This window comes from Enterobacter sp. SM3, assembly GCF_009811935.2.
Lineage (GTDB): Bacteria > Pseudomonadota > Gammaproteobacteria > Enterobacterales > Enterobacteriaceae > Enterobacter > Enterobacter asburiae_D.
This window is the reverse complement of the sequence record NZ_CP099971.1, coordinates 3,722,222-3,746,264: the sequence shown is the minus strand read 5'-3', so window position 1 is coordinate 3,746,264 and position 24,043 is coordinate 3,722,222. Positions and strand designations below refer to the sequence as shown.

General features: G+C 56.2%; 25 protein-coding genes and 5 tRNA genes. 13 read left to right on the top strand and 17 right to left on the bottom strand.

From position 1 onward, the window contains the following. Positions 1-273 precede the first annotated feature (273 nt). From GVO84_RS17530 to GVO84_RS17485, 10 genes are all read left to right on the top strand, one after another. A tRNA-Ser gene (locus GVO84_RS17530) sits at positions 274-366 on the top strand. A gap of 4 nt (positions 367-370) precedes the next feature. Next, positions 371-447, top strand: a tRNA-Arg gene (locus GVO84_RS17525). Positions 448-475: 28 nt separating this feature from the next. Then, positions 476-552: transfer RNA gene (locus GVO84_RS17520), tRNA-Arg, on the top strand. Between the two features lie 29 nt (positions 553-581). After that, a tRNA-Arg gene (locus GVO84_RS17515) sits at positions 582-658 on the top strand. 65 nt (positions 659-723) lie between these two features. Then, positions 724-800, top strand: a tRNA-Arg gene (locus GVO84_RS17510). 117 nt (positions 801-917) lie between these two features. Then, entirely contained in the window at positions 918-1,484 is a 567-nt protein-coding gene (gene yqaB / locus GVO84_RS17505) for a fructose-1-phosphate/6-phosphogluconate phosphatase (protein WP_032648006.1), read from the top strand. Continuing rightward, positions 1,481-1,909, top strand: a complete 429-nt coding sequence (locus GVO84_RS17500; RefSeq protein ID WP_008499541.1) for a YqaA family protein — start codon at positions 1,481-1,483, stop codon at positions 1,907-1,909. The genes yqaB and GVO84_RS17500 overlap by 4 nt, the downstream gene beginning before the upstream one ends. Before the next feature lie 83 nt (positions 1,910-1,992). Further along, on the top strand, positions 1,993-3,537 hold the full coding sequence (gshA, locus tag GVO84_RS17495; protein ID WP_159514771.1) for a glutamate--cysteine ligase: 1,545 nt from the start codon (positions 1,993-1,995) through the stop codon (positions 3,535-3,537). Positions 3,538-3,690: 153 nt separating this feature from the next. Further along, a complete protein-coding gene (gene luxS, locus GVO84_RS17490; protein ID WP_047646219.1) occupies positions 3,691-4,206 on the top strand; it encodes an S-ribosylhomocysteine lyase in 516 nt (171 codons plus the stop codon). A 64-nt stretch (positions 4,207-4,270) separates the two neighbouring features. Further along, positions 4,271-5,035, top strand: a complete 765-nt coding sequence (locus GVO84_RS17485) for an AraC family transcriptional regulator (RefSeq protein WP_159514770.1) — start codon at positions 4,271-4,273, stop codon at positions 5,033-5,035. Here GVO84_RS17485 and leuA read toward each other — a convergent pair. From leuA to GVO84_RS17460, 5 genes are all read right to left on the bottom strand, one after another. Further along, positions 5,022-6,677 (bottom strand): 2-isopropylmalate synthase, encoded by a 1,656-nt coding sequence (gene leuA / locus GVO84_RS17480; RefSeq protein ID WP_159514769.1) that lies wholly within the window; start codon positions 6,675-6,677, stop codon positions 5,022-5,024. The genes GVO84_RS17485 and leuA overlap by 14 nt on opposite strands. Positions 6,678-6,843: 166 nt before the next feature. Further along, a complete protein-coding gene (gene emrB, locus GVO84_RS17475) occupies positions 6,844-8,391 on the bottom strand; it encodes a multidrug efflux MFS transporter permease subunit EmrB (RefSeq protein ID WP_038417314.1) in 1,548 nt (515 codons plus the stop codon). Between the two features lie 16 nt (positions 8,392-8,407). Then, on the bottom strand, positions 8,408-9,580 hold the full coding sequence (gene emrA / locus GVO84_RS17470) for a multidrug efflux MFS transporter periplasmic adaptor subunit EmrA (RefSeq protein ID WP_063144178.1): 1,173 nt from the start codon (positions 9,578-9,580) through the stop codon (positions 8,408-8,410). A 126-nt stretch (positions 9,581-9,706) separates the two neighbouring features. After that, positions 9,707-10,237 carry a transcriptional repressor MprA gene (gene mprA, locus GVO84_RS17465; RefSeq protein WP_023308933.1) on the bottom strand — a complete coding sequence of 177 codons (531 nt, stop codon included), beginning with the start codon at positions 10,235-10,237 and terminating at the stop codon, positions 9,707-9,709. A gap of 313 nt (positions 10,238-10,550) precedes the next feature. Beyond that, complete coding sequence (locus GVO84_RS17460) at positions 10,551-11,735, bottom strand: MFS transporter (RefSeq protein WP_121424494.1); 1,185 nt, start codon at positions 11,733-11,735, stop codon at positions 10,551-10,553. A gap of 311 nt (positions 11,736-12,046) precedes the next feature. Here GVO84_RS17460 and GVO84_RS17455 point away from each other — a divergent pair, with 311 nt between their 5' ends. After that, entirely contained in the window at positions 12,047-12,982 is a 936-nt protein-coding gene (locus GVO84_RS17455; protein WP_236545874.1) for an IS110 family transposase, read from the top strand. Positions 12,983-13,104: 122 nt separating this feature from the next. Here GVO84_RS17455 and proX read toward each other — a convergent pair whose 3' ends face one another. The 8 genes from proX to GVO84_RS17415 form a co-directional block, all read right to left on the bottom strand. After that, positions 13,105-14,100: a glycine betaine/L-proline ABC transporter substrate-binding protein ProX gene (gene proX / locus GVO84_RS17450; protein WP_159514767.1), complete on the bottom strand. Its 996-nt coding sequence runs from the start codon at positions 14,098-14,100 to the stop codon at positions 13,105-13,107. A gap of 9 nt (positions 14,101-14,109) precedes the next feature. Then, positions 14,110-15,180 carry a glycine betaine/L-proline ABC transporter permease ProW gene (gene proW, locus GVO84_RS17445; RefSeq protein ID WP_159514766.1) on the bottom strand — a complete coding sequence of 357 codons (1,071 nt, stop codon included), beginning with the start codon at positions 15,178-15,180 and terminating at the stop codon, positions 14,110-14,112. Beyond that, positions 15,164-16,375, bottom strand: coding sequence for a glycine betaine/L-proline ABC transporter ATP-binding protein ProV (proV, locus tag GVO84_RS17440; RefSeq protein WP_032660399.1), 1,212 nt, complete (start codon positions 16,373-16,375; stop codon positions 15,164-15,166). The genes proW and proV overlap by 17 nt, the downstream gene beginning before the upstream one ends. Before the next feature lie 331 nt (positions 16,376-16,706). Further along, positions 16,707-17,666, bottom strand: coding sequence for a class 1b ribonucleoside-diphosphate reductase subunit beta (gene nrdF / locus GVO84_RS17435; protein ID WP_121424492.1), 960 nt, complete (start codon positions 17,664-17,666; stop codon positions 16,707-16,709). Between the two features lie 9 nt (positions 17,667-17,675). Further along, complete coding sequence (gene nrdE / locus GVO84_RS17430; RefSeq protein ID WP_159514765.1) at positions 17,676-19,820, bottom strand: class 1b ribonucleoside-diphosphate reductase subunit alpha; 2,145 nt, start codon at positions 19,818-19,820, stop codon at positions 17,676-17,678. Then, on the bottom strand, positions 19,793-20,203 hold the full coding sequence (gene nrdI, locus GVO84_RS17425; RefSeq protein WP_023617657.1) for a class Ib ribonucleoside-diphosphate reductase assembly flavoprotein NrdI: 411 nt from the start codon (positions 20,201-20,203) through the stop codon (positions 19,793-19,795). The genes nrdE and nrdI overlap by 28 nt, the downstream gene beginning before the upstream one ends. Next, complete coding sequence (gene nrdH / locus GVO84_RS17420; RefSeq protein WP_159514764.1) at positions 20,200-20,439, bottom strand: glutaredoxin-like protein NrdH; 240 nt, start codon at positions 20,437-20,439, stop codon at positions 20,200-20,202. Before nrdH ends, nrdI begins: the two co-directional genes overlap by 4 nt. 252 nt (positions 20,440-20,691) lie before the next feature. Next, on the bottom strand, positions 20,692-21,018 hold the full coding sequence (locus tag GVO84_RS17415; RefSeq protein WP_023333166.1) for a DUF883 domain-containing protein: 327 nt from the start codon (positions 21,016-21,018) through the stop codon (positions 20,692-20,694). A 160-nt stretch (positions 21,019-21,178) separates the two neighbouring features. On the opposite strand from GVO84_RS17415, the gene GVO84_RS17410 reads away from it, so the two are divergent. After that, the gene (locus tag GVO84_RS17410; RefSeq protein ID WP_023333165.1) at positions 21,179-21,523 is read left to right on the top strand and encodes a DUF2002 family protein; all 345 of its coding nucleotides are present in this window, start codon (positions 21,179-21,181) and stop codon (positions 21,521-21,523) included. 32 nt (positions 21,524-21,555) lie between these two features. On the opposite strand, the gene alaE is transcribed toward GVO84_RS17410, so the two are convergent. Beyond that, the gene (gene alaE / locus GVO84_RS17405; RefSeq protein ID WP_121424489.1) at positions 21,556-22,005 is read right to left on the bottom strand and encodes an L-alanine exporter AlaE; all 450 of its coding nucleotides are present in this window, start codon (positions 22,003-22,005) and stop codon (positions 21,556-21,558) included. 494 nt (positions 22,006-22,499) lie between these two features. Between alaE and stpA the strand changes: the two genes are divergently transcribed. Next, the gene (gene stpA / locus GVO84_RS17400; protein ID WP_159514763.1) at positions 22,500-22,904 is read left to right on the top strand and encodes a DNA-binding protein StpA; all 405 of its coding nucleotides are present in this window, start codon (positions 22,500-22,502) and stop codon (positions 22,902-22,904) included. A 38-nt stretch (positions 22,905-22,942) separates the two neighbouring features. On the opposite strand, the gene GVO84_RS17395 is transcribed toward stpA, so the two are convergent. The 3 genes from GVO84_RS17395 to GVO84_RS17385 form a co-directional block, all read right to left on the bottom strand. Next, on the bottom strand, positions 22,943-23,122 hold the full coding sequence (locus tag GVO84_RS17395; RefSeq protein WP_121424487.1) for a hypothetical protein: 180 nt from the start codon (positions 23,120-23,122) through the stop codon (positions 22,943-22,945). A 79-nt stretch (positions 23,123-23,201) separates the two neighbouring features. Next, complete coding sequence (locus tag GVO84_RS17390) at positions 23,202-23,723, bottom strand: rhodanese family protein (RefSeq protein WP_159514762.1); 522 nt, start codon at positions 23,721-23,723, stop codon at positions 23,202-23,204. A gap of 9 nt (positions 23,724-23,732) precedes the next feature. Beyond that, positions 23,733-24,032, bottom strand: coding sequence for an ArsR/SmtB family transcription factor (locus GVO84_RS17385; RefSeq protein ID WP_121424485.1), 300 nt, complete (start codon positions 24,030-24,032; stop codon positions 23,733-23,735). Between the last annotated feature and the right edge of the window lie 11 nt (positions 24,033-24,043).

The following is a 24,043-nucleotide window of genomic DNA, read 5'->3' as shown; positions in this document are numbered from 1 at the left end:
AATTTCAAACGCTCTCTTTTTAACCACTCCGTCACCCTAAACTCGCCCTTACGCCGCCATTTCTGCAAAGGTTTTCTGTGAAGATGCCTGCAAAATCCGCTTATAAAACACCCTCTTTGCGGCTTTTACATGCGAATTGCGTGTGATTTGTGCAAACGATAAAAGCTTTTGGAAAATTGTTTGACTTATAAGTCCCAGAAAGTAATATATGCGCCACGCAGCGACGAGAAGCTCTTAACGAGTAACTCGAAGCACTCGAAAGAGGCGTTGTGTGGTGAGGTGGCCGAGAGGCTGAAGGCGCTCCCCTGCTAAGGGAGTATGCGGTCAAAAGCTGCATCCGGGGTTCGAATCCCCGCCTCACCGCCATTTTGCATCCGTAGCTCAGCTGGATAGAGTACTCGGCTACGAACCGAGCGGTCGGAGGTTCGAATCCTCCCGGATGCACCATTATTATTTCTGAAAGTAGTTCCCTGATGCATCCGTAGCTCAGCTGGATAGAGTACTCGGCTACGAACCGAGCGGTCGGAGGTTCGAATCCTCCCGGATGCACCATTTACTATTTCTGAAAGCAGTACCCTGATGCATCCGTAGCTCAGCTGGATAGAGTACTCGGCTACGAACCGAGCGGTCGGAGGTTCGAATCCTCCCGGATGCACCATCTATTACTTCATATTGCTTTAGAAGTGATATGAATATCGAGCAGTACAGTAGTAAATCCCTGATGCATCCGTAGCTCAGCTGGATAGAGTACTCGGCTACGAACCGAGCGGTCGGAGGTTCGAATCCTCCCGGATGCACCATCTTTCCCTTCTTTGTTTATTCCTTCGACGTTCCGTCAGCAATCACACTCTCAATCAGCGACAAAAATCACCATTTACGATAAAGTAATGCTTTGTTAATCGTTTAGCGAGAGCACGATGTACGCACAGTATGACGGTTTGATCTTCGATATGGACGGCACTCTCCTGGATACCGAACCCACGCATCGTCAAGCCTGGACTGACGTCCTGGGCCGCTACGGTATGCGTTTCGATCTTCAGGCGATGATTGCCCTCAACGGATCCCCCACCTGGCGTATTGCACAGGCCGTGATTGAACTGAATCAGGCCGATCTCGACCCGCACCTGCTCGCGCGCGAAAAAACCGATGCGGTAAAAGCCATGCTTTTAGATACCGTACGCCCTCTGCCGCTGATTGATGTGGTAAAAGAGTGGCACGGGCGTCGCCCGATGTCGGTCGGAACAGGCAGCGAAAGTGCGATTGCTGAGGCATTACTCAACCATCTTGGCCTGCGCCACTATTTTTCTGCCGTGGTCGCCGCCGATCATGTTAAACATCATAAGCCCGCACCGGACACCTTCCTGCTTTGCGCAGAGTTAATGGGCGTCCCGGCGGCAAAATGTGTCGTGTTTGAAGATGCCGATTTTGGTATCCAGGCCGCGCGTGATGCCGGAATGGATGCGGTGGATGTGCGCTTACTGTGAGTGACGCGCTGTCACTTGCCTCATTATTCGCCAGCAGTTTTTTAAGCGCCACGCTGTTACCGGGAAATTCGGAAGTGGTGCTGGTGGCGATGCTGTTGTCCGGCGTGAGTCAGCCCTGGCTGCTTGTATTAATAGCAACAATGGGTAATAGCCTTGGAGGGCTGACTAACGTTATTCTTGGGCGTTTCTTTCCGCTGCGCGAAAAATCGCGCTGGCAGGAAAAGGCAGTCGGCTGGCTAAAACGCTATGGCGCTGCCACGCTGTTATTAAGCTGGATGCCTGTAATAGGCGATTTACTGTGTCTGCTGGCGGGATGGATGCGCATCTCCTGGGGACCGGTGCTCTTTTTTTTGTGCCTTGGCAAGGCGTTGCGCTATGTTCTCGTGGCGTGGGCAACACTACAGGGTATGACGTGGTGGCACTAATTGGTGGAATGAATACGCGACCTTCAATCGTCAACCATTACAATTATGCTGAGTAACATTACTTTGACAGGCGGGAGGTCAACTTGATCCCGGACGTATCTCAGGCGCTGGCCTGGCTGGAAAACCACCCTCAGGCATTGAAGGGTATTCAGCGTGGTCTTGAGCGTGAAACGCTGCGCGTTAACGCGGACGGTAGCTTAGCGACGACGGGTCACCCGAAGGCGTTAGGCTCGGCGCTGACACATAAATGGATCACAACCGATTTCGCTGAAGCACTGCTGGAGTTCATCACGCCAGTAGAGGGTGATATTGATCATATGCTGACGATCATGCGCGATATCCATCGCTACACCGCGCGCAACATGGGTGACGAACGTATGTGGCCCCTCAGCATGCCGTGCTATATCGAGCAGGGCCAGGAGATTGAGCTGGCGCAGTACGGCACGTCAAATATCGGTCGGCTTAAAACGCTCTATCGCGAAGGGTTGAAAAACCGCTACGGCGCGTTGATGCAGACGATCTCGGGCGTGCATTACAACTTCTCGCTGCCTATGGCGTTCTGGCAGGCGAAATGCGGTGAAACGGATAAAGACGCGATCTCTGAAGGCTATTTCCGCCTGATCCGCAACTATTACCGTTTCGGTTGGGTGATCCCGTATCTGTTTGGTGCCTCCCCGGCGATCTGTTCTTCGTTCCTGCAGGGGAAACCGACCACGCTACCGTTCGAGAAGACCGAGTGCGGAATGTACTATCTCCCGTACGCGACCTCTCTGCGCCTGAGCGATCTCGGTTATACCAATAAATCGCAAAGCAATCTCGGTATTACGTTTAACGAATTGCACGAATATGTGGCAGGATTGAAGCGGGCGATCAAAACCCCGTCGGAAGAGTACGAGAAAATCGGCCTCGAAAAAGATGGCAAACGCCTGCAAATCAACAGCAATGTGCTGCAGATTGAAAACGAGCTGTATGCGCCTATTCGTCCTAAGCGCGTAACGCGCAGCGGTGAAACCCCGTCAGATGCGCTTCAGCGCGGCGGGATTGAATACATTGAAGTACGCTCGCTGGATATCAACCCGTTTTCACCGATTGGCGTTGATGAACAGCAGATTCGCTTCCTGGATCTGTTTATGGTCTGGTGCGTGCTGGCAGATGCGCCGGAAATGAGTTCAGACGAACTGCTCTGCACCCGCACAAACTGGAACCGCGTGATTCTGGAAGGGCGTAAACCGGGTCTGACGCTGGGTATCGGCTGCGAAACGGCACAGTTCCCGCTGACCAAAGTCGGCAAAGATCTGTTCCGTGACCTGAAGCGTGTTGCCCGGACAATGGACAGTATCGACGGCGGCGACGCGTACCAACAGATCTGCGATCGGCTGGTGGAAAGTTTTGATAATCCGGAACTGACGTTCTCAGCACGCATTCTGCGTTCTATGATCGATCAGGGCATCGGCGGCACCGGGCGTTCACTCTCAGCGGAGTACCGTGAGATGCTGATGCAGGAGCCGTTAGAAGTGCTGAGCGAAGCGGATTTTGTAGCGGAACGCGATGCGTCCGTTGTGCGTCAGAAAGAGGTTGAAGCGGCGGATACCGAGTCGTTTGAGGCGTTTCTGGCGAAGCAGGCTTAAGAAGAAAAGAAAAAGGCCACATCGCTGTGGCCAAAATATACATCTCTGAATTCAGGGATGATGATAACAAATGCGCGTCTTTCATATACTCAGACGCGCATTCTGTAGAAGAGTTCAGTTTATTTTAAAAAAAATCACTATCGGAGGTGACGTATGCCGTTATTAGATAGCTTTACTGTCGACCATACCCGTATGGAAGCACCTGCAGTACGCGTGGCGAAGACCATGCACACCCCGCACGGCGACACGATCACCGTCTTCGATCTGCGTTTCTGCGTGCCAAATAAAGAAGTGATGCCAGAGAAAGGCATTCACACTCTGGAGCACCTGTTCGCCGGTTTCATGCGCGACCACCTGAACGGCAACGGCGTTGAGATCATCGATATCTCTCCGATGGGCTGCCGTACCGGTTTCTACATGAGTCTGATTGGTGTGCCTGACGAGAAACGCGTCGCAGATGCGTGGAAAGCGGCGATGGAAGACGTGCTGAAGGTGAAAGAGCAGAACCAGATCCCTGAGCTGAACGTTTACCAGTGCGGTACTTACCAGATGCACTCTCTGGAAGAAGCGCAGGAAATCGCGCGTCACATCATCGAGCGTGATGTTCGCGTGAACAGCAACGAAGAGCTGGCCCTGCCAAAAGAAAAACTGCAGGAACTGCACATCTAGTATTGTGCCTGTGGATGCCCGGTGGCGCTTCGCTTACCGGGCCTACATTGTGTTGGTGCCTCCTTTGACCACAACCTCAACCTTCTCCTTTACCCATCGTCCCCTCGTTCCGTTTGCCCATGATTACGTTCATGGCGACAGCGAGCCGTGGCATGAGCACGACTGCGCGCAGCTGTTGCATACCCTGAGCGGCGTGGTACGGGTAGATACCGCATCGGGCTGCTGGGTTGTTCCCCCCGGGCGCGGCGTCTGGCTGCCGGCGGGGACACAGCACTCGCTTCGCATCACCGGCAACGTGGCGGCGCGAACGCTGTTCATCGATCCGCTGGCGCGGGCCGATCTCCCCGCCACCTGCCAGATCGTGCAGATCGCGCCGCTGCTGCGCGAGCTGATCCTCGTCTCCCTTGCTTTACCTGAATCGTACTCACCCGGAAGCCGGGATGAGCGCGTCTATGAGCTCATTCTCGATGAAATCCGCACTATGCCGGTGCTGCCGTTTCATCTGCCGGAACCGGAAAGCGAGGCGTTACGTCACCTGTGTCTGCAAATCCGGCAAAACGCGGGGGAAAGCTGGAGCAGCGCGCAGGCCGCGAGCATAACGAACATGAGCGAGCGCACCCTGAACCGCCATTTTCAGCAGCAGACGGGATTAAGCTACAGCGAGTGGTTGAGAAGGGCGCGCCTGCTGGAAGCCTTAGTGCGGCTGGCGCAGGGACAGCCGGTATTGCGCGTGGCGCTGGAGCTGGGTTACGGCAGCCACAGCGCCTTTACGGCGATGTTTCGCCGGGTGATGGGCGTCTCACCCAGCGATTACTTTAAGAACGACTGACGGCGTTTAAAAGCGCCTGAAGCGACGCGCGCGCCACGTCGCTGTCGATGCCCACGCCCCAGCGGCTGCTCCCGTCCCGGAACAGGCAGCGGATGTAGGCCACCGAGCGGCTGTCGCTACGTTCGCCTAACGTATGCTCGTGATAATCCTTAATCACGAACGGGGCGTTGACCCAGCGGCTTAGGCCGTGAGCGGCGGCGGAGAGCAGACCGTTACCCTGACCTTCCAGCTGACGCGTTCCCCCCTGCGTAGCGATGCTTGCCGTCAAACGCAGCTGGCCGTCCTGCTGGCTGTCGCTGCGGTAGGATTGCAGCGCAAACTGCGGCGTGGCTACCAGGCCGTAGCGGGTGCGGAACAGCTGCCACAGCGCATTCTGCGTCATCTCTTTTCCGTGGCGATCGGTTTCCTGCTGCACGTGCTGGCTAAAATCCTGCTGCAGGGCGCGGGGTAATTTCAGACCATGATTCTGTTCGATGAGCCACGCGCTGCCGCTTTTCCCTGACTGGCTGTTTACGCGGATCACCGCTTCGTAGGTGCAGCCGATATCCTGCGGATCGACGGGCAGATAGGGCATCTCCCAGCGGTCGCCAGGCCTGCGGGCATCAAAGCCTTTTTTGATCGCGTCCTGGTGCGAGCCGGAGAAGGCGGTATAGGCCAGCCGTCCCGCCCACGGATGGCGCGGATGCACCGGCAGCTGGTTGCAGGCTTCCACCACTTCCACCACCCGGTTCATATCGCTAAAGTCCAGATTCGGGCTGACGCCCTGGCTGTAGAGATTCATCGCCAGCGTCACCAGGCAGACGTTGCCCGTGCGTTCCCCGTTGCCAAACAGGCAGCCCTCCACGCGGTCTGCGCCCGCCATCACGGCCAGCTCGGCGCTGGCGACGCCGGTACCGCGGTCGTTATGCGGGTGGACGCTAATGCAGACGTCGCGGCGGCGGCTGAAGTGGCGGCAGAAATACTCGATCTGATCGGCATAGACGTTCGGCGTGCTCACTTCGACGGTGGCCGGTAAGTTGATCACCATCGGCCGTTCGTCGCACGGCTGCCAGATCTCCGCCACGGCTTCACAAATCTCCAGCGCAAATTCCGGTTCGGTAAAGCAGAAGGTTTCCGGGGAATACTCATACTGCCAGCGGGTGTCCGGGTTCTCTTCACACAGCTGACGAATAAGCCGCGTGGAGCGCGTCGCCAGCTCGACGACTTGCGCTTTCTCCATGCCGAACACCAGGCGGCGGAACAGCGGGGCGGTGGCGTTATAGAGATGGACGGTGGCCTGTTTCGCACCGCGCAGGGATTCGAACGTGCGATGAATAAGATCTTCCCGCGCCTGGGTTAACACCTGAATCGTGACGTCATCCGGGATGCGGTTTTCTTCAATCAGCAGGCGAACAAAGTTGAAATCCGTCTGCGACGCGGAAGGAAAAGCGACCTCGATCTCTTTGAATCCGCAGCCCAGCAGCAGATCCCAAAACTGCAGCTTGCGGGTGCTGTCCATCGGCTCGGCAAGGGCCTGGTTGCCGTCGCGAAGATCTGTTGAGAGCCAGCGCGGCGCGCGGGTGATGCGTTGCTCCGGCCAGCGGCGATCGGGCAATGAAACGGTGGGATAAGGTTGGTATTTGTCGGCGGGTGTGTTCAGCATAATGCGCTCCTGTTGTCTTTTCACTATCGTGAATCGATTTCAGGCGCGCTGCTTTATCGGAACTGACAATAGCTATCGCGTTCTGGACAACCGGGCCTACGGATGATGGCCCGGTTATCGTAGGCCGGGTAAGGCGTAGCCGCCACCCGGCATCCAGCGCACAGGACTAGTGCGCGCCGCCGCCGCCGCTACCGGCGCCAAACGGCGGTTTAGCAAACCACACCAGCCCCAGCAGGACGATAAAGATCCCTGCCGATATCCAGAAAATCTCGTTGGCCGAGATAATCAGCCCCTGGTTGGTGATCTGCTGGGCAATCCACCCTGACGCCTGCTGCTCCGTCATGCCCATTCCCTGCAGCTGGTTGTACATCTGCTGAGAGTTCGGGTTGAACGGATTCACCGCTTCGGTCAGCTGCGCATGGTGCATAGATTCACGGTTCGTCCACAGGGTGGTGGTGATCGACGTACCAATCGAGCCCGCCAGCGTTCGCGTAAAGTTCGACAGGCTCGATGCCGCCGCCATGCGCTCAGGCGGTAAACCGGAAAGCGTGATGGTGGTCAGTGGCATAAAGAAACACGCCACGGCAAAGCCCTGAATAAACTGCGGCCACGCGGACGCGCCAAAGTCCATTCCCGGTTCGAACGTATACGCGCGCCAGTAGAAGCATACGGCGTACATGATAAAGCTGAACGTCACCAGCCTGCGCATGTCGAGCTTGTGGGCGAAGCGGCCAATAATTGGCGACAGCAGAACCGGAATCAACCCAACTGGCGCCGAGGCTAAACCTGCCCAGGTTGCGGTGTAGCCGTATACCTCCTGCAACAGCTGCGGCAGCAGTACAATCGCGCCGAAGTAGAGCATGTAGGCGAGGCTAATACACAGACAGCCTATGGTGAAGTTTCGCGACTTAAACAGCGACAGGTCGACTATCGGGTTATCGTCCGTCAGCTCCCAGACAATCAGGAAGCTTAGCGACACCACCGCGACAATCGTCAGGATGATGATCTCCCTGGAGTTGAACCAGTCCAGCTCTTTGCCCTGGTCGAGCATGACCTGCAGGCTACCGATGCCGACAACCAGCAGTGCCAGGCCAATGGCGTCGATACGCCGCTGTTCCGTCCGGGTTTCTCTTCCGCGCAGCGACTGGAGCGTCAGCATTACCACGATGGCGCCAATCGGTACGTTGATGAAGAAGATCCAGCCCCAGTGGTAGTTGTCGCTGATATAGCCGCCTAGGATAGGCCCGCAAATCGGCGCGACAATCACCGTCATCGACCACAGCGCCAGCGCAATCGAGCGTTTGGCGGGCGGGTAGTTGTTCAGCAGTAAACTCTGCGACAGCGGAATCAGCGGCCCGGCGACAATCCCCTGAATAACGCGGAAGAAGATCAGCATCGTCAGGCTGCTGGACATGCCGCACGCCCAGGAGGCAAGAACGAACAATACCGTCGACCAGAGGAACAGCTTCACTTCACCGACGCGCTTTGCCAGCCAGCCGGTAATCGGAATGGAGATGGCGTTTGCCACCCCAAACGAGGTAATGACCCAGGTCCCCTGGCTCAGCGACGAGCCAAGGTTACCGGCGATGGTCGGGATCGCCACGTTTGCGATGGTGGAGTCCAGCACCTGCATGAATGTCGCCAGAGACAGCGCGATGGTCATAATGACCAGCTGCGCGCCTTCCAGCGGTTTTTGCGGCTTTTGCTGTTGCATAACGCTCACCTTCGGATTAACCGGCGTTTGCCTTCACGATGTCATCGATCAGCTTGTTGACCGGATCGAGGCTAATTTCACGGGCGTTACTTTCATAAGCCGGGCTGCTGCGAACCTGGCTTGCCAGGATCTGACCGTCGCGGTTGGCGGTGTCGACCGTCACCAGCGTAGAGAGGCCGATACGCAGCGGGTGATCCGCCAGCTGTTTGGCATCCAGCTCAATACGCACAGGCAGACGCTGAACCACTTTGATCCAGTTACCGGTGGCGTTTTGCGCAGGCAGCAGGGAGAAGGCGCTGCCGGTCCCCATATCCAGGCCGACCACTTTACCGGTGTACTTCACGTCGTCGCCGTAGATGTCGCTGACAACCGTCGCGGTCTGGCCGATACGCATATGGGCAAGCTGCGTCTCTTTAAAGTTGGCGTCTACCCACAGATTGTCTGCCGGCACGACCGCCATCAGCGGCGTGGTTGGGCTAATCTGCGCCCCTGGCTGGACGGAACGACGGGAGACGTAGCCGGTCATCGGGCTGACGATTTTGGTACGCTGCAGGGCAAGCCACGCGTTGCGCACTTCGGTCGCCGACTGCTGTACGGCGGGCTGGTTTTCCAGGCTGGTGCCCAGCACCATCGCCTGGTTGGCGTTGTACTGTTGAATGGCCACATCCAGCTGTGCCTGAGCGCTGGCAACGGCATCGCGGGCGTGCTGCAGCTCTTCACGGCCAATCAGGTTAGCTGTGCCGAGCGGTACGCGGCGGTTCAGATCGCTCTGCGCCTGAGCCAGCGCCGTTTTCTGTACGTCGATGTTGGCCTGCAGCTGCTTGCTGTTGATCATCAGCTGGCGGGTCTGACGGACGCTGGAGGCCAGCGCGGTCTGTGCTTTTTCAAACGCCTGCTGGGCGTCGGTTGGATCGAGGGTCACCAACACATCGCCTTTTTGCACAAAATCGGTATTGTCAGCCCAGACTTTCGTCACGCTGCCCGACACCTGCGCCATAATTTGTACCTGGTTCCCTGCCACGTACGCGTCGTCAGTCTCTTCAGCATGACGCAGTACTAAAAACCAATAGATCCCATATGCCACGGCAATAATGATAAAGAGCAAGGTCAACAGAAGAAGGGCGCTCTTACGTTTGCCTTTCTTGTTGCCCGGCTGCTGCGGGGTAGTGCTCTCCGCATTTGCGCTCATTGTAGTTCTCCACGATCTTCTTATTTTCACATCGGCTGAGCCGACCTGTTGTCAGAAAGGCCAGCAGTGTGACGTGCTGGCCTGTCGGTTTTCTTATGAATCTGGAATGGTGAGCGTGTCGTCGCGTTAGCGCAGCGCCTCAAGAACGGCGCCGTCTTCATCCATCTGGTCCAGACGGGTGAGCAGCTTGCGAGTGATGTGCTCAAGCTGGTCGCGCTCGGCGGTGCTGAGGGCAGACCAGAGTTTGTGCAGGCAATTGTGCTGAGGTGGCAGCACCTCGCGCAGGAACTGGTGACCTTTATCGGTCAGTTGCAGATGCAGGCAGCGGCGATCGTTGTCGCTTTCACGGCGCTCAATCCAGCCACGCTTTTCGAGTTCATCGGCAATACGGGTCGCATTGGTACGGGAGGAGCCCAGCGCGCAGCTCAGTTCGGAAGGCTGAATGCTGTGATTTTCCTGAGACTCCAGCGTAATCAACGCCATAAACAACGTCTCGTTAATCCCTTGAGCTTTCAGCATTTTATTACGGTTTTCCAGCAGCTTACCCTGCATGTGCATGCACAAGCGGGTCAGCAGGATTTCCTGATACGGGAAGTCCTCATGGCGACTGGCGCGGAATTTAAGCATTTGTTCAATGGGCGTAAACGAACTATCCATTTGGGCATAACCTCATTAATTACAGCCGATATAGTAACGACAGTGACAAATAATGTAAATGAATTATTTGTGCGGTTATATCCGCCAAACTTATGTCACCATCAGAAAGCGCCGGGTAAGTCCGTGACCCGGTGAGCACAGAAAGCGTAGGGTGTGAACCCGCTGAAGAGAGGATGTGAGGACGGGGGTCTGAACTATTCATGCCGATTGTAAATATGTCACCCACATTAAAATTTCTGGGATAAATGATTACGTTTACATTAACAGAGTGCAGGGCCTCTTAACACCCTAAGAGGCCAACGCAATGTAAAACTTAGTGAATTGCATCCTGACGATGGTAGCCGCGCCACCATACTAGCAGGTTAAGGGTGGCGACGATGGCCCCAATCGCACATACCCCAGACCAGCCCGCATGCTGCCACGCTGACGCGGAAATGAGCGAACCCGCAGCGCCGCCAATGAAGTAGCTGGTCATGTATCCGGCCGTCAGGCGGTTACGCGCCTCTGGTTTCACGCGATAGATGACGGTCTGATTGGTGATGTGAACGCCCTGCACGGTGAGATCGAGCACCAGGATACCGACGATCAGCGCCAGCACCGAGATGTGTCCGTACCAGATCGCCGCCCAGGAGAGCAGAAGTAAAACCAGCCCTGCGGAGGTGGTCAGGTGGGATTTGCCCTTGTCGGCCAGCCCGCCAGCGGGACGCGCGCCCAGGGCGCCTGCGGCGCCAGCCAGGCCGAACAGGCCAATCACCCCTTCGGAATAATTAAACGGCGGCGCGGCCAGCAGAAACGCCATCGACGTCCAGAGAATGCTGAAGTTAGCGAAGGTGAAACAGCCCAGCAGGGCGCGGGTGCGCAGAAGCTTATCCTGGGTGAACAGGCTGAAAACGGAGGCCAGCAGCTGAGGGTAGTTCAGGTGATTTTCCTGCTTCACCTTTGGCAGCCCGCGCCACAGCGCCAGGGCCATGATGACCATCAGCACGCTCGCCACCCAGTATACGGTGCGCCAGCCGCCGAGGCTTGCCAGCAGCCCGGCAACGGTACGCGCCAGCAAAATCCCCAGCAGCAGGCCGCTCATGATGGTGCCCACCACCTTGCCGCGTTTTTCCGGAGAGGCGAGGGTCGCAGCGAGCGGGACCAGGATTTGCGCCACCACGGAGAACAGCCCCGTTAGCGCGGTTCCGACGATCATCATCGTCAGCGACTGGCTGCTGGCGGTGATCAGCATCCCACCGGCGGCCAGCAGCGTCATGGAGACGATCAGCATTCGGCGTTCAAACATATCGCCGAGCGGCACCAGGAACAGCAGCCCGGCGGCATAGCCCAGCTGTGCTGCGGTAACGATAAAGCCTGCGGAGCTGGCGGAGAGATTGAACGCGCGGGCGATGGTGTCGAGAAGAGGCTGCGCGTAATAGTTGCTGGCGACTGCCAGACCCGTTGCCACGGACATTAAAAGGATGAGTGCGGGGCTAAGCCCTTGAGTTGTTTTTGTCATTAGTTTCAGGAATCGTTAGTTGAGTGATTATTTTTCCGGAAACCATAATAGCGAATGATTGTGAAAGTTGGGGGATTGTTATGTGTGTGTTTGTGCGGTTAATCCCCTTGTATGTTTAAAGTCACTTCAGTTACCCGTCAACAGACGGGTAAACTGTCACTGAGTTTGACCTGATGCCACAGCCCGTTAGCCCTCTGGGTTTTCAAGCCCGCGGGTGAGCGCATGGCGTGGCATCAGTTTTCCTGTTAACCCGAACAGCTGCCTGGGCGGCCTGTGCCAGCCCGTATATTACAAGGCCGGGAGACATGAACATGACTGAACATACCACTGTCGGCATCGATATTGCCAAAGACACTTTTGACGTCTTCATCAGTCCTGACGGACTGTTTCTCCATCTGGAGAACACCCCACACGGGCACCAGCAACTCCTCGACACTCTCGCATCCCGCACCGTTGCCCGCATCGTGATGGAAGCCACCGGGCGTTACCACAACCTTCTGGCTGCCACGCTTGAGCTTGCCGGGCTTCCCGTCGCCGTGGTGAACCCCGCTCAGGTCAAACATTTCGCCCGGGCGCTGGGAACACTCTTCAAGACCGACCCGAATGATGCCCGTATTATCTGCGAGTTTGGCCGCAGGATGACGCCGGATGTACGCCCCGCACCGGACGAACAGACGCAGCGTCTGGCTATGATGGTATCCCGTCGTCGTCAGCTGGTGGACAACAGAACCATGGAGCAGAACCGCTACGGCTCCTGCACTGACGAACTCATCCGGATAGGTATCAAACGGCATAGTGACTGGCTGAACGGAGAGATAAAGGACACGGATGACGACATCGACCGGCAGATAAAAGTGATGCCACTGTGGCAGGAAAAAGTGAAGCTTCTGGAAGATGTTAAAGGTATCGGGCGGACGACACTGGCGGTTCTGCTGTCGATGCTGCCCGAGCTGGGGCAGCTTAACAGACGCAAAATCAGTGCCCTGGTCGGAGTGTGCCCGTATGCGCATGACAGCGGGAAAATGAAAGGAAAACGATGTATCTGGGGAGGACGGAGCGCAGTGCGGGCAGCGCTGTACATGGCTGCGATGTCAGCAGTGCGTTATAACCCGATCATACAGGCATTTTTTGAGAGACTCAGAGCCAGGGGAAAGGCGTTTAAGGTGGCGATGACGGCCTGTGTCAGAAAGCTGGTGACAATCCTGAATGCGATGGTGCGGGACAATAAAAAATGGGTGGCAGATTAGCAGTCAGCCGTTGACTTTAAACACAGCTGCTCACCCCGGCCCTCTCCCCAAAGGGGAGAGGGTGTATCACGTCCCCTCTCCCCTTTGGGGAGAGGGTTAGGGTGAGGGGCAGGTCTGTATTTTTACTTCTGCGCCGCAAGCGCCTCTTTCACCCAGCCGTCAAACTGCTGCTGGTGGGCTTTGATCCAGCCGTCCACGTGGCCTTTCACATCCGCTTCAGACGATTTGCCCGCATGCATCATCGCGTTCTGGGCATTGATGTCCGCCAGCGGCAGCTTCATCACCGAGAACAGCTTCGCCGCCGCCGGGTTTTTCTCCGCCCAGGCTTTGTTGGCCACGATATGCATGGTATTCACCGGGAAGCCGTAGTTCATGCCGTTCGGCAGCCTGGTGTCGATATCTTTCTGCTCGCCCGGCAGGGAGGAGAACGGCACCTGCAGCCACACTACGTCTTTACCCGGCTTCAGCACGTCGCTCACCCAGTACGGCGTCCAGGTGTAGTAGATCACCGGTTTCCCCTCTTTGAAGCGGGCAATGGTGTCGGCCATCATTGCGGAGTAGTTGCCGTGGCTCACGTCGACCGTTTTCGCCAGATCGAAGGCTTTGTTCTGGTGGTTAATCACCGCTTCACAGCCCCAGCCCGGCGAGCAGCCCATCATGTCGGCCTTGCCGTCGCCGTTGGTGTCGAACAGTTTGGCGATCTTCGGATCTTTCAGCTGTTCAATATTGGTGATGTGGTACTTATCGGCGGTTTTCTTGTCGATCAGATACCCCTGTGCCGCACCCGTCACGAAGGTCCCTTCGCGATAGAATTTCTTGTCGCCACCGGCGGCGGCATACATGTCGTCGTGCAGCGGCTGCCAGTTCACCGCGGTAAAGGTGGCGTCACCGGAGGCAATCGACGTGTAGCCCACGTTGTAATCCACTTCGCTCGGCGTGTTGACCGTATAGCCCAGCTTCTCCAGCGCGCGGCTGACGATCAGGGTCTGGAAGCTCTCTTCCGAAATGGTGCTCTGCACCGGCTGCACGGTAATGCCTTTGCCCGGCAGGTCTGCCGCAAACGCGCTGGTGGAGACAAGAGTGGCAAACGCGGTAGCAAAAAGTACGTTATGTCGCATCGTTGTTCCTTATTTTGATTTGGTGAAAGGGCGGGTGAGTAACCCGACAGGGCCGGTGGTATACCAGCGACGGTTGCCGCGACTGCGTGAATCACGACCGACGGCCTGGGTCAGGCGGTCAAGAATAATGGCGAGGATCACAATGCCGACGCCGCCGACGGTGGCCAGCCCCATGTCGAGACGGCCAATGCCGCGCAGCACCATCTGACCCAGACCGCCAACGGCGATCATCGAGGCGATCACCACCATCGACAGGGCCAGCATCAGCGTCTGGTTAACGCCCGCCATGATGGTCGGCATCGCCAGCGGGAGCTGAACTTTAAACAGCATCTGACGCGGACTGGCGCCGAACGAGCGTGACGCTTCGATCAGGTCAGCAGGCACCTGGTTGATCCCCAAAATGGTCAGACGAATAATCGGCGGCAGGGCGAAGATAATGGTCACCACCACCCCCGGCACGTTGCCGATGCCAAACAGCATCACGATAGGCACCAGATAGACGAACGCCGGGGTGGTCTGCATCGCATCCAGCAGCGGGCGAATAATCTTCGCCGCCCGCGGGCTGCGCGCCAGCCAGATCCCCATCGGTAAGCCGATGACAATGCAGAAGAGCAGGGCGGTCAGCACCAGCGCCAGGGTGATCATCGCCTGCGACCACGCGCCAATCGCGCCGATAGCGATCAGGGAGATCAGCGTAGCGATCCCCATCCCTGCGCTACCGAACTGCCAGGCAATCAGGGAGAACAGGATAATCGCCACCGGTGCCGGCATGCCCAGCATCAGCTGCTGGAAGCCGTTCAGGATGTAATCCACCGGGACGCGGATCCCCTGGAAGACCGGACGGAAGTGCGTGACCACCCAGTCGATCCCCTCCGTAACCCAGCTGTCCAGCGGGATCAGCGTTTTATGGAACGGATCCATGATGTTGAAGTGTTCTGGCGCAGGCGCGGGTGCGCTGTTCAGCCAGTCTGCCGCGCCGCCGCCATCGGCAGGAGCGGGCGTGGAACCCCACGCGTCGGCGGATTGCGCAGCGCTGTCCGCTGCCTCAGTGGTGCCCCACGGGTTAGATTGATCGGTCATTGTTTGCCCCCTCGCGATCTAAAGCCTGCAGCAGCATCCGTTTTGAGATGATGCCGACGTACTGTTGTTCCTCACCGACGACCGGTACGGCGCACGGCGCCTGGCCCACGTGGGAGAGCAACTCGCTGAGCGGCGTTTCGGCATCCACGGCAAGCGGAGCGTCAATTAACGCCGCATCGATTCCCTGGTTCTCAGTGAGAGCCGTTTTCAGGGAGTCGATGGAGACAATGCCAACAAATTTATTGCCGCGTTCAACCAGATAACCGTATTCACGGTCTTCGTCCTGCAGCAGCTTCAGCGCCGAGCGCGGGCCGAAGCCTGGCGTTTTACGGATAATGCCGTTTGGCGTTCGACGGGCAATATCTTTGGCGCTAAAGACCTGGCTAATATCCACGCCGCGGAAGAAGGTGCGGACATAATCGTTCGCCGGATTATTGAGAATTTCATCCGGCGTGCCGACCTGCACCACTTCACCGTTTTGCATAATGGCAATACGGTCGCCAATACGCATGGCTTCATCCAGATCGTGGGAAATAAAGACAATAGTTCGCTGATGTTTAGCCTGTAATTTTACCAGCTCATCCTGCATCTCGGTGCGAATTAACGGATCGAGGGCGGAGAAGGCTTCATCCATTAATAATATGTCTGGATTAATGGCTAATGCACGGGCTAATCCCACGCGCTGACGCATACCGCCGGAAAGTTCATCCGGGTACGCATGCGCATAATTTTCCAGCCCGACCTGACGCAGGGCATCAAGGGCTTTTTCCTGACGTTCCTGAGCCGGCGTGCCGGCTAATTCCATGCCGAAAGCGGTATTATCCAGCACCGTCATGTGCGGCATTAGCGCGAATGACTGGAACACCATTGCGATCTTCTTTCTGCGCACCTCGCGAAGCTCTGCGTCTGATATTCTGGCGATATCCACGCCGTCAATCAGCACCTGTCCGCGGGTGGGTTCAATCAGGCGATTGAGAAGGCGAACCATAGTGGATTTACCCGAACCGGATAATCCCATGATGACAAAAATCTCGCCTTCTTCAATGGCCAGACTGGCGTCTTTAACGCCAAGCGATAGCCCGGTTTTTTCCAGAATTTGCTCTTTCGTAAGGCCTTTCTCAATATATTTGAATGCGCGCTGCGGGTGCTCGCCAAATACTTTATAAAGATTTTTCACTTCTAATTTAATTGCCATGCAATAGAGAGTGTCCTGTTATTTGTTTATGCCGATATGATTACCATGGTAAATTGTTAACGGGCATAACCCTAACATACTGAGAATCTGAGACAACCCTACGTCGAGCTGAGGGCAGAATTTTGACGCAAGCGAAACGGCTGAATTTCCCATGAATAAAGGGCTGAGGGCAGTTTGAATTTTTCTCAATTTTTTGCTGCTGCATCGGGAAATTTCGCCTGAATCGGAATGATTCAGGCGAATATGACGTGGAAATTACAGTGTAGTTGTTTTGTAAATATTAGAGAGGGAATTGTTGGGTTTATATTAAATTAACGAACGTTAGCGTTCATTAAAAATCCCAGTCTTCGTCCTCGGTTTCTACCGCTTTGCCCATCACGTACGATGAGCCCGAGCCCGAGAAGAAATCGTGGTTTTCGTCGGCATTGGGCGACAGCGCGGCCAGAATAGCCGGGTTCACCTCCGCCATCTCCGGCGGGAACAGCGCGTCGTAACCCAGGTTCATCAGAGCCTTGTTGGCGTTGTAGCAGAGGAAGGCCTTCACGTCGTCCTCCCAGCCGGTGCCGGCGTAGAGTTCTTCGGTATAGCTCAGCTCGTTGTCGTACAGATCCATCAGCAAATCGAGCGCGAAGCCTTTAAGCTCTTCGCGCTTCGCCTCGCTGACTTTCTCCAGCCCTTTCTGATACTTATAGCCGATGTAATACCCGTGCACCGCTTCATCACGAATGATGAGCCGAATTAAATCGGCGGTGTTGGTGAGCTTGCCCCGGCTCGACCAGTACATAGGCAGCCAGAAGCCGGAATAGAAGAGGAAGGATTCCAGAAACACGCTGGCGATCTTCTTCTTCAGTGGCTCGTCGGCCCGGTAATATGCCAGCACCAGCTCCGCCTTTCTCTGTAGTGACTCGCTCTCTTCGCTCCAGGCGTAGGCCGCGTCCACGTCTTTGGTCTGGCACAGGGTGGAGAAAATCGAGCTGTAGGAGCGGGCATGCACCGCCTCCATAAAGCTGATGTTCGACATCACCGCCTCTTCGTGCGGCGTTAGCGCGTCGCTCATCAGAGCGGGTGCACCGACGGTATTTTGAATGGTGTCCAGCAGCGTCAGGCCGGTAAAGACGCGGATCGTCAGCCGCTGTTCGGCGTGGCCGAGCGTTTGCCAGGCCGGAATATCGTTGGAGAGCGGGACCTTTTCCGGCAGCCAGAAGTTGCTGGTCAGGCGATTCCACACCTCCAGGTCTTTGTCGTCCTGGATTTTGTTCCAGTTAACGGCACTCACGCGTGACAGTTTCATCCTTTCTCCTTACAGCGCGCAGGACACGCAGCCTTCGATTTCGGTGCCTTCCAGCGCAAGCTGGCGCAGGCGAATGTAGTAGAGCGTTTTGATGCCTTTCTTCCAGGCGTAGATCTGCGCTCTGTTGATATCCCGCGTGGTGGCGGTGTCCGGGAAGAACAGCGTCAGCGACAGCCCCTGATCCACATGTTTCGTCGCCTCCGCGTAGGTATCGATGATTTTTTCCGGGCCTATCTCATACGCATCCTGGTAGAGCGCCAGGTTCTCATTGGTCATAAACGGGGCAGGGTAGTAAACGCGCCCGGTTTTGCCTTCCTTACGAATTTCAATTTTCGACACGATCGGGTGAATGCTCGACGTGGCGTGGTTGATGTAGGAAATCGATCCGGTCGGCGGTACGGCCTGCAGGTTCTGGTTATAAATGCCGTAGCGCATCACGTCGTCACGCAGCTGCTGCCACATCTCGCGCGTCGGCAGGGTAATCCTCGCGCGGGCAAAGAGTTCGCGCACTTTTTCGGTTTGCGGCTGCCAGTCGCCTTCCAGATACTGGCTGAAATACGCCCCGCTGGCGTAGCGGGACTGCTCAAAGCCCGCGAACCGCTGGTTGCGCTCGCGCGCCAGCATCATCGAGGTGTGCAGCGCGTGCCAGGTAATGGTGTAGAAATAGAGGTTGGTGAAATCCAGCCCTTCCGGACTGCCGTAGGCGATGCCTTCCCGCGCCAGATAGCCGTGCAGGTTCATCTGCCCCAGCCCGATGGCGTGCGACGCGGCGTTGCCCGCTTCAATAGACGGCACGCTGCGGATGTGGCTCATGTCCGACACCGCCGTCAGCCCGCGAATGGCGGTCTCCACCGTGCGGCCAAAGTCTGGGGAATCCATGGTGTGGGCAATATTCAGCGACCCGAGGTTGCAGGAGATATCCTTGCCGATGTCCGCGTAGTCCAGGTTCTCGTCGTAGGCTGACGCGCTGTTGACCTGCAAAATCTCCGAGCACAGGTTACTCATGTTGATGCGCCCGGCGATTGGGTTCGCGCGGTTCACCGTATCCTCATACATGATGTACGGATAGCCGGACTCAAACTGGATCTCCGCAAGCGTCTGGAAGAAATCGCGGGCGTTGATGGTTTTTTTGCGAATGCGATCGTCGGCCACCAGTTCGTCGTATAGCTCGCTGATGGCCACGTCGCCAAAGGCTTTGCCGTAAATTCGCTCGATGTCATACGGCGAGAAGAGCGCCATGTCGGCATTCTCTTTGGCAAGCTTAAAGGTGATATCCGGGATCACCACGCCGAGCGACAGGGTTTTGATACGTATTTTTTCATCGGCGTTTTCGCGCTTGGTATCGAGAAAACGCAGAATGTCCGGGTGGTGCGCATGCAGGTAAACCGCCCCTGCGCCCTGGCGTGCGCCAAGCTGGTTGGCATAGGAGAACGCATCTTCCAGCATCTTCATCACCGGGATCACGCCGGAGGACTGGTTTTCGATGCGCTTGATCGGCGCGCCCGCTTCACGCAGGTTAGAGAGCAGAAACGCCACGCCGCCGCCGCGTTTGGAAAGCTGCAGAGCAGAGTTCACCGCGCGGCCAATCGACTCCATATTGTCTTCAATGCGCAGCAGGAAGCAGGAGACCAGCTCGCCGCGCTGGGCTTTGCCGCAGTTGAGGAAGGTCGGCGTGGCGGGCTGAAAGCGTCCGGAGAGGATCTCGTCGGTTAGCTGCTCCGCCAGCGCTTCATCACCCTGCGCCAGCGTCAGGGCCACCATCACGGTGCGATCTTCAAAGCTCTCTAAGTAGCGCTTGCCGTCAAAGGTCTTGAGGGTGTAGCTGGTGTAGTACTTCCACGCGCCGAGAAACGTCTGAAAGCGAAAGCCGCTGGCATGAGCGCGTTCAAACAGCGTCACCACAAAGGCGCGGTCGTAGCGGGTCAGCACGCGTTCTTCGTAGTAGCCTTCTTTAACCAGATAGTCGAGACGTTCATTCTGGCTTGCAAACGTCACGCTGTTGGGCCGCACGTGGGCAGCAAAAAAGGCGTCCACCGCCTCACGGTCTTTATCAAACTGAATGCGTCCCTCGCGGTCATAGAGGTTAAGCATGGCGTTTAATGCGTGGTAATCCGGTGACGCCTGAATCACCCGTTCTGCGGTTGTCGTTGCCAAAATTCGTTCACTCCTTTACGCACGTTTTCGACGTCCTGCTGTGTCCCCATCAGCTCAAAACGATAGAGATACGGGACGCCGCATTTTTGAGAGATGACATCCCCGGCGCGGCCAAAGGCATCGCCGAAATTGCGATTTCCCGCCGCGATAACGCCGCGGATTAGCCCGCGGTTATGAGGGTCATTGAGAAAGCGGATCACCTGACGAGGCACTGCTCCCGCCGTGCCGCCGCCGCCATAGCTGGGCACCACCAGAATGTACGGTTCCTCTACCCGGATCCGCTCCCGCTCGTTGAGCGGAATGCGCACCGCAGGCAGCCCGACGCGCTCCATAAAGCGGAGCGTGTTTTCCGAGCTGCTGGAGAAGAAAACCAGCCCGCTCATGCCCGGGCGGCCTGGGCGCTCAGGCGGTTAATCATGTCCGGGCGGAAGCCGGACCAGCTTGTCTCCCCGGCGATTACCACCGGAAGCTGACGAAAACCCTGCTTGCGCAGGGTATCTGCGGCCTCGGGGACCTGGTCAATATTCACCATCTCAAACGCTACGCCACGGCTTTCCATTGCCCGTTTTGTGGCGTGGCACTGAACACAATCGTTACGAGTGTAAATGATAATGCTCATGATTCGTATTTCCATTTAAAATAAGGGTACGGCGCGGATCGTCGCGTCAGGTTGTGTGTGTCCTGCTAAAAGGAATACTAGATGTAGTTGTCTTAAGTTTCAACCATACAAGATATGGGAAATTTAGATTAATGTTGCCCCTATGATGAGCACAGCGGGGCAGGGCAGGCTATGTGGGTTTTTCAGGCGAGAAGGCAAAGAAAAGCCCCGGCAGCCATTGGCCACCGGGGCTGAGAAACGTGCGCGAGGGGGTTATTTACGCAGGCTAAGCAAGGCACCCACGAAGATCCCGACGGCCGCGACCGTGCCCAGCGTGCAGAGCGGTTTTTCGCGCACGAAGGTCGTTGCGCAGCTGACCGCATCGCAGGCAGCCTGAGTCGTTCGCGTACGCCCGTTCAAACGCGCGCGGGTTTCACGGAGCAGAGACTGAGCCTTACGTTTTGCGGCATCCGCTTCGTCCTTCGCGTCAGTTCCCCAGGACTTCAGCACCTCTTCCAGAGTATCCGCTAATTGGCTGACATCATTACGAATATCCTGAGCGTCGTCATTAATATCGTTTCGGTTCGGTCTGTTAAACATACGATCCTCCGTAATTTTGTGTTCCCGTTCAGTTTAGTTCAGAAATTTAATATCTGAAGCGCGTCACGCGTTATCTGGCAGTTTATGGATTATTCTGAAAGCCCTGCTAATGCTGAATACTGTAAGGTGGCCGGGCAGGAAAAGATAACGAGGAAGAGATATGTATTTACGACCTGATGAGGTGGCGCGCGTTCTTGAAAAAGAGGGATTCACCATGGATGAGGTGACATCAAAAGCGTATGGATATCGCCGTGGCGAGAATTATGTTTACGTTAATCGCGAAGCAAGAATGGGACGTACCGCTCTCATTATTCACCCGACGCTGAAAGACAGAAGTCTGTCATTTGCTGAGCCTGCCTCGGATATTAAAACCTGCGATCATTATCAGCAATTTCCGCTCTATTTAGGCGGCGAACGGCATGAGCATTATGGTATTCCGCATGGCTTCAGCTCACGCATGGCGCTGGAGCGGTTTTTGAAGGGACTGTTTGGCGACGTACAGTAAATTCGCGACTGGCTTTCGCCAGTCGCTTCACATCACGCTTTTGCCTGGCTGTACTGGCTGACCTTAAACAGGCGGCGGCAGTAGTCGAGGAAATAGCCGTATACCGCACCCATCAGCATTGAAATCACAATATTCGAACTGACCGCCGCTGCGATCTGGTGCCAGTCTGCACCCACTGTCAGCAGTATGGCCACGTAAACCGGCGACTGGAACGTCACATACGCCAGGACGTCCGCCAGGTTTTTCGCCCAGCCTGCGGGGCTGATACGACGCGCGAAACGCATTACCGCATCGCGGTATAACCCGTAAGGCCATGCAATAATAATATTGACCGGGATTGCCACCAGACGAGAGGAAAGTGACTGCTCGAAGGACATTCCGGAGAGGAATATTTCGATCAGCATGTTCACAACGGAACAGTAGACAACCATCGCGAAAGTATCCGCCACGGCATGGCGAAGGCGTGATTGCGGTGAGAACATGTCTGAACTCCTTGAGAAGAACACAAAAGAAACGATTTTCCTGAAGCGGTCAGTGCTTTAGGTTGGTTTGTTTGACGTGTATAGCGTATATCTCTGGGTTTGAACTAACAACTAGTGATTAATTTTTATTTAATCGCCTTTTGTCCACAAAATTCTCTAAAGTTGGTTGTTTTTTGCCCGGTTCGTTATAATCTGTCTCGTTTGGTAATTTTTGCATGAAAATCAGCAGGTTGATGTTTATGGCGTCGAGGTGGGATTTGCTGCTTTTGCGTGTAGCGTAGGATGCTGAAATTTTGATTAAGGTTGACCATTTATATTGATGTGATGATTGAATCTTTGCGTATTCCACATTCGTCATAAGTTAATATTCACGGTGGAGTTTAACTATATTTACACTACTGGCAGAACGGCCTCGCGGGTAGATATTTCTATGGAAATGAATTATTCTGTCGGCGATTTATCTATTTACCCTAAAGAGAAGGTTTGCAAATAATATGTCTTTGACGTTACAGAATCTTAATAATATCCGAACTCTGCGCGCCATGGCGCGTGAATTAACCCTGGACGTTCTTGAGGAAACGCTGGAAAAGGTCAGGGTCGTTACTGAAGAGAAACGGAGTGAACAGACGGAATTAGAGCAGCAGCGTGCTGAGCAGCAGGAAAAAATTAATGCCCTGCTGGAGCTGATGAAAGCCGATGGTATTTCACCGACTGACCTGCTGGGCTCTGAACTGGCGCAGACGGGTAAGCCCGCGAAAAAGCGCAAGCCGCGTGAAGCAAAATATCGTTTTATTGACCAGAACGGTGAAGAGAAAACGTGGACCGGCCAGGGCCGCACGCCGAAGCCTATTGCCAGCGCGCTGGCAGACGGTAAATCACTGGATGATTTTCTGATCTAACAGGTTAGCCGGGCGGAACACGCCGCCCGGCTGGCTGTTCAGCAGACGCCGAAATCGCCTTCTTCGGTATACGGCGCCAGTTCGGCAGCTTTCAGGGTATATTTCTCGCCTTGCTCATTGCTGGCCTGGACCGCCACAATGCTGTCACCGTTCACTTCGAGCACTTTCAGTTTCGGGCCGCCTTTACGCGGTTGCACATAATCACCGACAGAAAACATATTACCTCCTCATCGTTTTAGCGATCTTCACCTTAGCCCACGCGTGACGCCGGGTACAGCGTATTTCACCGATTACTGCTTATGAGGTACGCCGGTTCCAGGGCATCACCTTGAGCAGTCGCGCCATACCGCAAAAGCCCGTCACACCGGCGAACAACAGCCCGGCGCCGACAAAACCGCTGAGCAGGAAAAAGCCGCTGGAGACGCTATAGCCCAGCACTACGCCACAGAGTATCAAGAGCCCGGCGGCAATTTGCACCTGACGCATCAGCGGCAGCGGCTGGGATTTGTCTTCGACGGTCGGCAGCCCGGCCTGCTTCCAGCCCTGAATGCCCCCTTCGACCACAAAAGCCTGCGCGGGCGCGGCGGCCTGAGCAAGGCGGTCAGCATTCCCCGACGTCCGGGCGCCGGACTGGCAGTGAAAAATCACCGTATCCCCCGCCTGCGCGTTAAGTCCGCCGGGTAAGGTATCCAGCGGCACGGAGCGCGCGGCGGGAATATGCTCGCGGGCGTACTCATCGGCATCACGAATATCAATCAGTTTTGCGCCTTCAGCGACGCGGGCACTGGCCTGGCGTGGTGAAAGAAGAGGAAGAGACATGGCGGCTCCTTACGGGCAATAAAGGGTTTTCAGGGTGCTGATCAGCTGATGTACCGCATCGTTTTTGATGAAATAGAGAATGCGCTGCGCGTCGCGGGTGCTGTCGATAAGCCCTTCCTCACGCATGCGCGCCAGATGCTGCGACGTGGCGGAAGGGCTTAGCCCCGTGGCTCGCGCCAGTTCCCCCGCGCTGGTGCCGGGCGCTCCGCACAGGGTGCAGAGGATCAGCAGGCGACGCGGGTTGCTCATCGCCTTTAAGAGTGTGGCGGCCTGTTCGGCGCTGGCCTGAAGTTGTTCAAGTTCGGTCATAATAGTTTAGC

Bases quoted from the DNA above. Each gene is read 5' to 3' on its own strand.
- yqaB (WP_032648006.1), top strand. From the start codon at position 918: ATGTACGCACAGTATGACGGTTTGATCTTCGATATGGACGGCACTCTC.
- luxS (WP_047646219.1), top strand. From the start codon at position 3,691: ATGCCGTTATTAGATAGCTTTACTGTCGACCATACCCGTATGGAAGCA.
- leuA (WP_159514769.1), bottom strand. From the start codon at position 6,677: ATGCTGAACACACCCGCCGACAAATACCAACCTTATCCCACCGTTTCA.
- emrB (WP_038417314.1), bottom strand. From the start codon at position 8,391: ATGCAACAGCAAAAGCCGCAAAAACCGCTGGAAGGCGCGCAGCTGGTC.
- emrA (WP_063144178.1), bottom strand. From the start codon at position 9,580: ATGAGCGCAAATGCGGAGAGCACTACCCCGCAGCAGCCGGGCAACAAG.
- mprA (WP_023308933.1), bottom strand. From the start codon at position 10,237: ATGGATAGTTCGTTTACGCCCATTGAACAAATGCTTAAATTCCGCGCC.
- GVO84_RS17460 (WP_121424494.1), bottom strand. From the start codon at position 11,735: ATGACAAAAACAACTCAAGGGCTTAGCCCCGCACTCATCCTTTTAATG.
- GVO84_RS17455 (WP_236545874.1), top strand. From the start codon at position 12,047: ATGACTGAACATACCACTGTCGGCATCGATATTGCCAAAGACACTTTT.
- proX (WP_159514767.1), bottom strand. From the start codon at position 14,100: ATGCGACATAACGTACTTTTTGCTACCGCGTTTGCCACTCTTGTCTCC.
- proW (WP_159514766.1), bottom strand. From the start codon at position 15,180: ATGACCGATCAATCTAACCCGTGGGGCACCACTGAGGCAGCGGACAGC.
- proV (WP_032660399.1), bottom strand. From the start codon at position 16,375: ATGGCAATTAAATTAGAAGTGAAAAATCTTTATAAAGTATTTGGCGAG.
- nrdF (WP_121424492.1), bottom strand. From the start codon at position 17,666: ATGAAACTGTCACGCGTGAGTGCCGTTAACTGGAACAAAATCCAGGAC.
- nrdI (WP_023617657.1), bottom strand. From the start codon at position 20,203: ATGAGCGGGCTGGTTTTCTTCTCCAGCAGCTCGGAAAACACGCTCCGC.
- nrdH (WP_159514764.1), bottom strand. From the start codon at position 20,439: ATGAGCATTATCATTTACACTCGTAACGATTGTGTTCAGTGCCACGCC.
- GVO84_RS17415 (WP_023333166.1), bottom strand. From the start codon at position 21,018: ATGTTTAACAGACCGAACCGAAACGATATTAATGACGACGCTCAGGAT.
- GVO84_RS17410 (WP_023333165.1), top strand. From the start codon at position 21,179: ATGTATTTACGACCTGATGAGGTGGCGCGCGTTCTTGAAAAAGAGGGA.
- alaE (WP_121424489.1), bottom strand. From the start codon at position 22,005: ATGTTCTCACCGCAATCACGCCTTCGCCATGCCGTGGCGGATACTTTC.
- stpA (WP_159514763.1), top strand. From the start codon at position 22,500: ATGTCTTTGACGTTACAGAATCTTAATAATATCCGAACTCTGCGCGCC.
- GVO84_RS17395 (WP_121424487.1), bottom strand. From the start codon at position 23,122: ATGTTTTCTGTCGGTGATTATGTGCAACCGCGTAAAGGCGGCCCGAAA.
- GVO84_RS17390 (WP_159514762.1), bottom strand. From the start codon at position 23,723: ATGTCTCTTCCTCTTCTTTCACCACGCCAGGCCAGTGCCCGCGTCGCT.
- GVO84_RS17385 (WP_121424485.1), bottom strand. From the start codon at position 24,032: ATGACCGAACTTGAACAACTTCAGGCCAGCGCCGAACAGGCCGCCACA.